6 protein-coding genes are annotated in these 6,505 nt (G+C 68.7%); 3 read left to right on the forward strand and 3 right to left on the reverse strand.

Going from position 1 to position 6,505, the window contains the following annotated elements; genetic code table 11:
* The first annotated feature begins 212 nt into the window (after positions 1-212).
* Positions 213-878 carry a DUF6920 family protein gene (locus tag AC1DP0_RS15995; protein ID WP_478085975.1) on the forward strand — a complete coding sequence of 222 codons (666 nt, stop codon included), beginning with the start codon at positions 213-215 and terminating at the stop codon, positions 876-878.
* Between the two features lie 709 nt (positions 879-1,587).
* Here the strand turns inward: AC1DP0_RS15995 and AC1DP0_RS16000 are convergent.
* From AC1DP0_RS16000 to AC1DP0_RS16010, 3 genes are all read right to left on the reverse strand, one after another.
* On the reverse strand, positions 1,588-2,727 hold the full coding sequence (locus AC1DP0_RS16000; RefSeq protein ID WP_478085979.1) for a glycosyltransferase: 1,140 nt from the start codon (positions 2,725-2,727) through the stop codon (positions 1,588-1,590).
* On the reverse strand, positions 2,720-3,313 hold the full coding sequence (locus AC1DP0_RS16005; protein ID WP_478085984.1) for a class I SAM-dependent methyltransferase: 594 nt from the start codon (positions 3,311-3,313) through the stop codon (positions 2,720-2,722). The genes AC1DP0_RS16000 and AC1DP0_RS16005 overlap by 8 nt, the downstream gene beginning before the upstream one ends.
* A 356-nt stretch (positions 3,314-3,669) precedes the next feature.
* A complete protein-coding gene (locus tag AC1DP0_RS16010; RefSeq protein WP_478085987.1) occupies positions 3,670-4,089 on the reverse strand; it encodes a VOC family protein in 420 nt (139 codons plus the stop codon).
* A 169-nt stretch (positions 4,090-4,258) separates the two neighbouring features.
* On the opposite strand from AC1DP0_RS16010, the gene AC1DP0_RS16015 reads away from it, so the two are divergent.
* Together AC1DP0_RS16015 and AC1DP0_RS16020 are read left to right on the forward strand one after the other, a co-directional pair.
* Positions 4,259-5,173, forward strand: a complete 915-nt coding sequence (locus AC1DP0_RS16015; protein WP_478085990.1) for a nuclease-related domain-containing protein — start codon at positions 4,259-4,261, stop codon at positions 5,171-5,173.
* 547 nt (positions 5,174-5,720) lie between these two features.
* Complete coding sequence (locus AC1DP0_RS16020) at positions 5,721-5,921, forward strand: hypothetical protein (protein ID WP_478085994.1); 201 nt, start codon at positions 5,721-5,723, stop codon at positions 5,919-5,921.
* The last annotated feature ends 584 nt before the right edge of the window (positions 5,922-6,505 follow it).

A 6,505-nucleotide genomic window follows, 5' to 3' on the forward strand; every position in this document is an offset into this window, starting at 1 on the left:
GTCTGGCAGCACGAGCAGGGCGCGCTGCTCCGGCCCGACAACGTGCATGACACCGGTGAGCTCCCCGCCGGGGCACGATGACCGCGGTAGCGCCCGCGGCGCATCGCACGCCGGCCGCCAGACCAGCCATCCCGTGGGCCGCGCGGCGGGTGCGGAAAGAGTGGGCGCAGCTGTGCGCGGCGACCCCGAACCCGGCGCCCTTCGATCGCGCGATGGTCGAGGACCTGCCCGAGCCGGCCCGCCGCTACCTGATCCACGCCATCGCGGCGGGGACCCCACTCTGGCAGTCCGTGCAGGTGTCGATGCGCGGCACCATCAAGATCGGCGCCTGGCGTCCCTTCACCGCCACCCAGGTCGTGGCCCACCCCGGCGGGTACATCTGGGCGGCGACCGCGCGCCTGGTGGGTGTGCCCGTCATCGGGTACGACCTTCTCGCCGACGGCACCGGGCAGATGCGGTGGCGGCTGCTGGGCCTGCTGCGCGTCGTGACCGCAGACGGACCAGACGTGACCCGCAGTGCCGCCGGGCGGCTCGCGTCCGAGATCGCGTTGGTCCCGACCGCGTTTCAAAGCGCAACCTGGACCGCCGCCGGACCGGACACCGCCGTCGCGACCTGGGGAGCCGGCATGGAGGAACAGCGCGTCGAGCTGCACCTCGGCCCGGACGGCCAGCTGCTCCAGGTGCTGATCCAACGGTGGGGCAACCCGGATGAGCAACCGTTCGCGCGGTACCCGTTCGGAGTCACCGTGGAGCGCGAACGCACCGACTTCGGCGTCACCACCCCAGCCGCCTTCAGCGCCGGCTGGTGGCCGGGCACCGGCCGTCAGGACGACGGCGAGTTCCTGCGCGCCCAGATCACCAGCGTCACCCTCCGCTGACCAGGCACCGACGGCATCACCCCCATGCACGCAGCCAGATCATGAGCACCCTGCCTGTCCTGGCCGACCTGGCCGACCGGGCCGACCGGGCTTGCCCGGGCTGTTCTTCGGCAACACCGCCAACCAACAAGTGGAGCTGACCGCCGCCCCGGGTGAGCGTGCCGTGTTCGGTTCCCGGCCGCCGGAGGCACCCGGGACGGGCCGTCGCCAAGTACGTGCTCATCAGTCAGCCGAACACGATGCTCGGCGAACCGGACGCCACGCGCAGTCCCCGGGTTCGGCACCCCCAGAGCGTCTTTCACCATTACCCACCTGTGGGCGAACCGCACCGACTAGGTCCCAACCACCTCTGCATTCTCCACTGCCTCGCGACCGGGGTCGTCACCGGCTACTGGCGCCGCGTGCTCGAGCAGTCCCCGAGGGGAACTGTGGTTCGGCGCACACAGCCGGGCCGCGCCGGAGGAGATGCGCGACCTGGCCGACCAACTCCAGGAAGTCCTGCTGTACACCGGGCACCCCGCGCCCGACCTTAAGCGGTTGCTGGCTACCACCTCTGACCGGACGCACACCCGCCTGCCAAACCCTAAAGGCGTCCGAGCACGTTTGCGGCAGCCGCGACCTTCTGGCTGGGACGCGCCGAAAGTGGGCGCCCTGATGCGGCCGGATGACGCAGCGGTGAGCCGGTCACGGCTCGATCGACCGGTTCGTGTCACGCGGGTGCGTCGGCGGCTCGCTGCGGTGAGGTGTGGGATTTACGTGGGGTGGCCGGTTGCTCAGGCATGATCTGCCGGTAGGTGTGGGCGTAGTACGGCGCGATCTGTTCAGGGGTGAAGCGTGCGGCGTAGACGCGCCCCGGTGTGGGGTCGGGTACCCCCCGCCCGTGCAGGAGCTCGTCCATGGCGCAGGCGAGCTCTTCGGGGTCCTTGGGCGGGACGAGCACACCTCGGCCCTGTCCCAACGTGACGGGCAGCCCTTCGACGGCGCTGGCAAGGCAGGGCACCCCCAGGCCCAGGGCGAGGACGGCGCTCTGGGACCAGGCTTCCTCGCGGGACGGGACGACGTGCAGGTTCGCTCCTGAGATGTAGGAGCCGGGCGAACGCACCCATCCCGGCAGGAGAACCCGGTCGGACAGGCCGAGGGCGCGCGATCGGGCTGTGAGGGACTCGCGCAGCGGGCCGTCTCCGAGGAGGAGCGTCGTCGGCGGATCGGGGAGCAGGGCCAGTGCCTCGAGCAGGACGTCGACACCCTTCTCGGGGTGGAGGCGCCCGGCGAAGGTCACTCTGGGGCTGGGCAGGCCGGGCAGCGGTCGCGCATCGAAGCCGTCGACGATGGAGCGTCCCTCGAGCATCCGGCTTTCCGGGACGCCGAGTGATTCGGCGAAGCCGCGGGCGGCGGGGCCGTGGGCGAAGAAGGCCGCAAGGCGTCCGGCGGCGGCGCGGGCCTGGGCGACATGGTCGCCGTACGGCCATGTCATGGCGTTGTGCTCGGAGGCCACGAGCGGAACCCCGTCGGGCACGGCGGCCGCTGCCGCCCACCAGGCCCCGAACATGTGGGCGTGGACGAGGTCGGCGTCGGCCAGGCGGGGGCGCAGCCATTCGGCGAAATCGGTCGACGGAACCCATTGCAGGTGTGCGTCCCGAGCGAAGGTCTCGACGGGCACGTCGAAGGCGGCCGCGAGGGCGATCCCTTCGTCGGTGGCGTCCCCGGCGTACAGGCGGGTGTCGAAACCCTCGGAGCGCAGGGCGGCGGACAGCCGCAGCGCGGAGAGCTGGGCCCCCCCACGCTCCAGCACTCCGATGATTCGCGCGATGGTGAGCGGCCGCCGGCCCGTCGAGGTCGGGTCAGCCATGGCTGGGGCCCGTGCCCTCGGCGGCCATCCGGGCCACGGCTACGCCCCCACGCTCGGGGCTGCGGTCGAAGGTGAGGCCTCTCTCGTGCTCCCACCGGCGCAGGACCTCCTGCTCCCCGGGACGATCGGTGTCGTCGAGAACGACGGTGGCGCCCGGGGTAAGGAGGTCTGCGAGAACCGGCAGGGCGGGGTAGCGGGCCAAGCCGTGGCCGGTGGCATGAGCGGGCGGGCCGTCCACCAACAGCAGGTCGATCGAATCTCCTCGTAGCGCTTCGCGAAGTCCCTGGGCCAGGGCCGCCTCGTCGTACCAAGCGAGGCCGGGGTCGGCGCGGGCGTGCGGCACCAACGGCGCCTGAACGATCGTGACATCGGTCCCGATGCCTTCGCGGTCGAGCTGGTCGCGCACCCACCGGGCCCAGACCGGGTCGTGCTCGGCGCTCGCCATGAGGAAGCCACCGGGCGGTGGGCGCTGGTGCAGCAGGCGGGCCAGCAGAACGGTGCTGACGCCGCTGCCCAGTTCGACGATGCGACGCCGCTCGTTCAGGACGATGTCGTTGCACACGGTCACGAGCCCGGCGGGTCGCATCGCRCCCGAACTCCACGGCAAGTACGGGCCGGACAGTGCAGCAAGCCCGTGCAGGGCGGCCCCGTCAGAGAAGCCACGACCTGCCGGCGTCGAGAAACTGGTCACGGCCACAGGCCGACCGTAGCGCGTGACGGACCCACAAGCGGAAGGTGTGTCATCGATCTGCATCGTGTCCGCCGAGTGCTGGTCAAAGAGCTAACCGGTGACGTCCAATTGGCCGCCCGGGAGGGCGCGCTCGTAACGCGACGGCCCGAGCGAGCGCAGTCAACTGGCCCTTGCAACGGTGTCGACTCGGCACGTCCGGAACACGGCAGGCGCCCCTTCAGGCGGCGGTGTGACGCTTTGCTGCAGCGAGTTCAGGCCTGTAGGGAGAGGTTGTTCCCGTCGGGATCTCGGAACCAGGCGACCCGGGCGCTGTCGGGTGCGGTCCAGATTCCCCGGTTGTCCTGGGCCATGCCGTCGTAGCGGTTGAAAGTGACGCCGGCCGCGGCGAGTCGGTCGATCTCGCCCTCCAGGTCCGCGACGACCCACCCTAGGACCGTGTAGGGCGCCGCGCGGACCTTTGCCACCGCTGTGATGCGAAGCTGGCTCGCGGGCGTGTCGCAGACCAGTGCGAACGGTCGTGCATCGACAAGCTTGAGGCCAAGAACGTCACCGTAGAACCGCTCGGCAGCCTCAAGGTCGCTGACTCCGACGAATGCAACCTGCTTTGCAGCATCGATCACCTCATCGGCCCCTTTCTGGCGAGCGAGCCTCGCCGGTGCGCTCTCTGACACGGTGGCATCACAGGGGACCTAACGCCAGCATCTTGCGAGGGCGGTTGCACACATCTGAGCGCGTCCGCCTGGCGGCGGTATGACGCAACTTCCTGTGCCGTTTCGTCACCTTCGTGGGGAGCGTTCACCATACGGTGATCCCGTGGACGGGGGAATSGACGAAAAGCGCATGCGGCTGCGCTACGCCGGCGGCTGCCGGGTCTGTGGCGCGCAACTCCCCGCCGGCGCCGTGGCGATCTACGAACGGACGACCAAGACCGTCCGATGCATCAGCCACGACGCGAGCACTCCGGTCGAGCCCGCWGCCGTGGGAGTGCGCGAGCCTGGTGCGGTGGGAGGGCTTGAGCCTGGTGCGGTGGGAGGGCTTGAGCCTGGTGCGGTGGGAGGGCTTGAGCCTGCTGCGGTGGGAGTGCTCGAGCCCGCTGTCGTGGACGTCGTTGAGTCCGGGACCCCGGGAGCATCAGCGCGGCGCGAGTTCGAGCGGCGTAARGCGAAGCGTGAAGAACGCATCCGGGCCAAGCACCCGRAGCTGGGCAGCCTCATCCTTGCACTCTCAGACGAGCGACAGTCAACGACCGCCTGGGATATCGGCGCAGCTGGAGAAGAACGACTGGGCCAAGGCCTCGACCGCCTGGCATCAGACACCCTCCGACTGTTGCATGACCGGCGGATCCCCAAGAGCAGGGCGAACATCGACCACCTCGCCGTGACCGCTAGCGGCGTCTRCGTCATCGATGCCAAGAAGTACCAGGGCCGGCCTCACCTCAAGGTCGAAGGCGGCCTCTTCCGGCCCCGCGAAGAACGACTGCTCATCGGTTCACGCGACTGCACCAAACTCGTCGACGGAGTACTCAAACAAGTCGACGTCGTACGCGGACTGCTCGACATCGAGGTCCCGGTCCACGGCGTGCTCTGCTTTGTTGAAGCAGACTGGCCTCTCATCGGCGGCACCTTCACCACCCGTGGCGTGCAAGCCCTGTGGCCCAGAAAGCTCTACCCCCAGTTGGAGGCCGAAGGGTCCTTCGCCGCCGACACCATCGCCGAGATGCACCGGAAGCTCGCCTACGCACTACCTGCTGCTTGAAAGGATAGGGTGCGCCCGACAAGCGGCGAAGTGACGCACGGCGCGTTAGCCCACATTGAGGCTGGCCATCGACAGGAGTTGGTCGGTAACCTTCCCTCGTCAGCCGGAGACATACACGCTCCGAACCGGGCCGAGCGACTTCAGCCGCGAACCCATCGTGCCGGGCTGGATATGAGCCAGCTGAGCATGCGTCCTGAGGAACGGTCGCAGTGCTCGACTGCTCGAAGAAGTCATATCCAAGCCAGCGGGCCGCGGAGCGCGCCCTCCACGCAGTTCAGGAGTCATGCCGGTCACGAGGTCGAAGGGTTCCGACGGGCTCCTACTGGTGCAGCCGTTGCAGGGCGTGGCACTTGACCTCAAAGTCCAAGAGCCGAACTCCGAGCTGGATGCGAGAGAGACGATCTGCCGGCATCGTGAGGTGAGCAGCCGCAGCGGAATGGGACAGTCGTCGTCGGGGGCAAGGTCCAGCGGGCGTGGACACAGACATACGGCGCCGGAGCGGCCGCTGCGTGCGAGTGGCGTTAGGCGGACGATTGACGCTGAGCTGTTGGAGAGCACGAGGGCCGAGTACGGCGAGCAGCCGGCGTTCGAGAGTTCTGACTCGGTAGCCATGTCGTGCGCCGGGTTGTACACCCTGTCCGCTGTCGCCCTTCAGATCTATCAGGACACTGCCGAGGTCCAGTACCTGCTTGACGCCGCGGACTACTACCTTGCCGCGAAGGCTCAGGGCTGTAACGGTCACGACTGACCCCTCGATCACTGAAGCGTGGGAAGTCGCCGACGTTGGCTCGTTGGACCACCAGTGACCTCTCGCTGGTCGGTATCGCACGGCCAGGCTTGAGATGTGGGTGACCACGCGCTCCACAGATCAAAGTGTCCGCCAGGCCCCGCCCCTTGGCATGACACTGCGCGGCACGCGGCGCTATGACGCAGTGCCGGCCTCTCCTAGGCCCAGGCCGAGGAGCGCCGAACCTGGTTGACGATCGTCTCAACCTCTTGGTCGGACAGGATGGGCAGCAGTGTGAAGCCCACCTTTCCAGCCCGCGCCGTGTGGTGATGGCGACGTCTGCCGACGTCCACTTCGTCCCCAGGCAGGTCATGACCATCGTGGTGGCGTGAACCAGCGCGTCGCAGTCGATCCGGCTGCTGATGTGGACGGGTCTGTCGCTCGGTAGCGGGTGAAGATCTCGGTCAACCGGGACTCGGGGTGACCAACTGCCCCTCGGGGTCGATGCTCGTGTCCAACAAGGTGACCAGTACCACGTCGAGCGCGCGTACCTGCTTCACGGTCCTAACCTTTTCCACTCCGCTCAAACCGATGAATCCGGACAC

The sequence above is a fragment of the Terrabacter sp. P5_B1 genome, assembly GCF_056400505.1.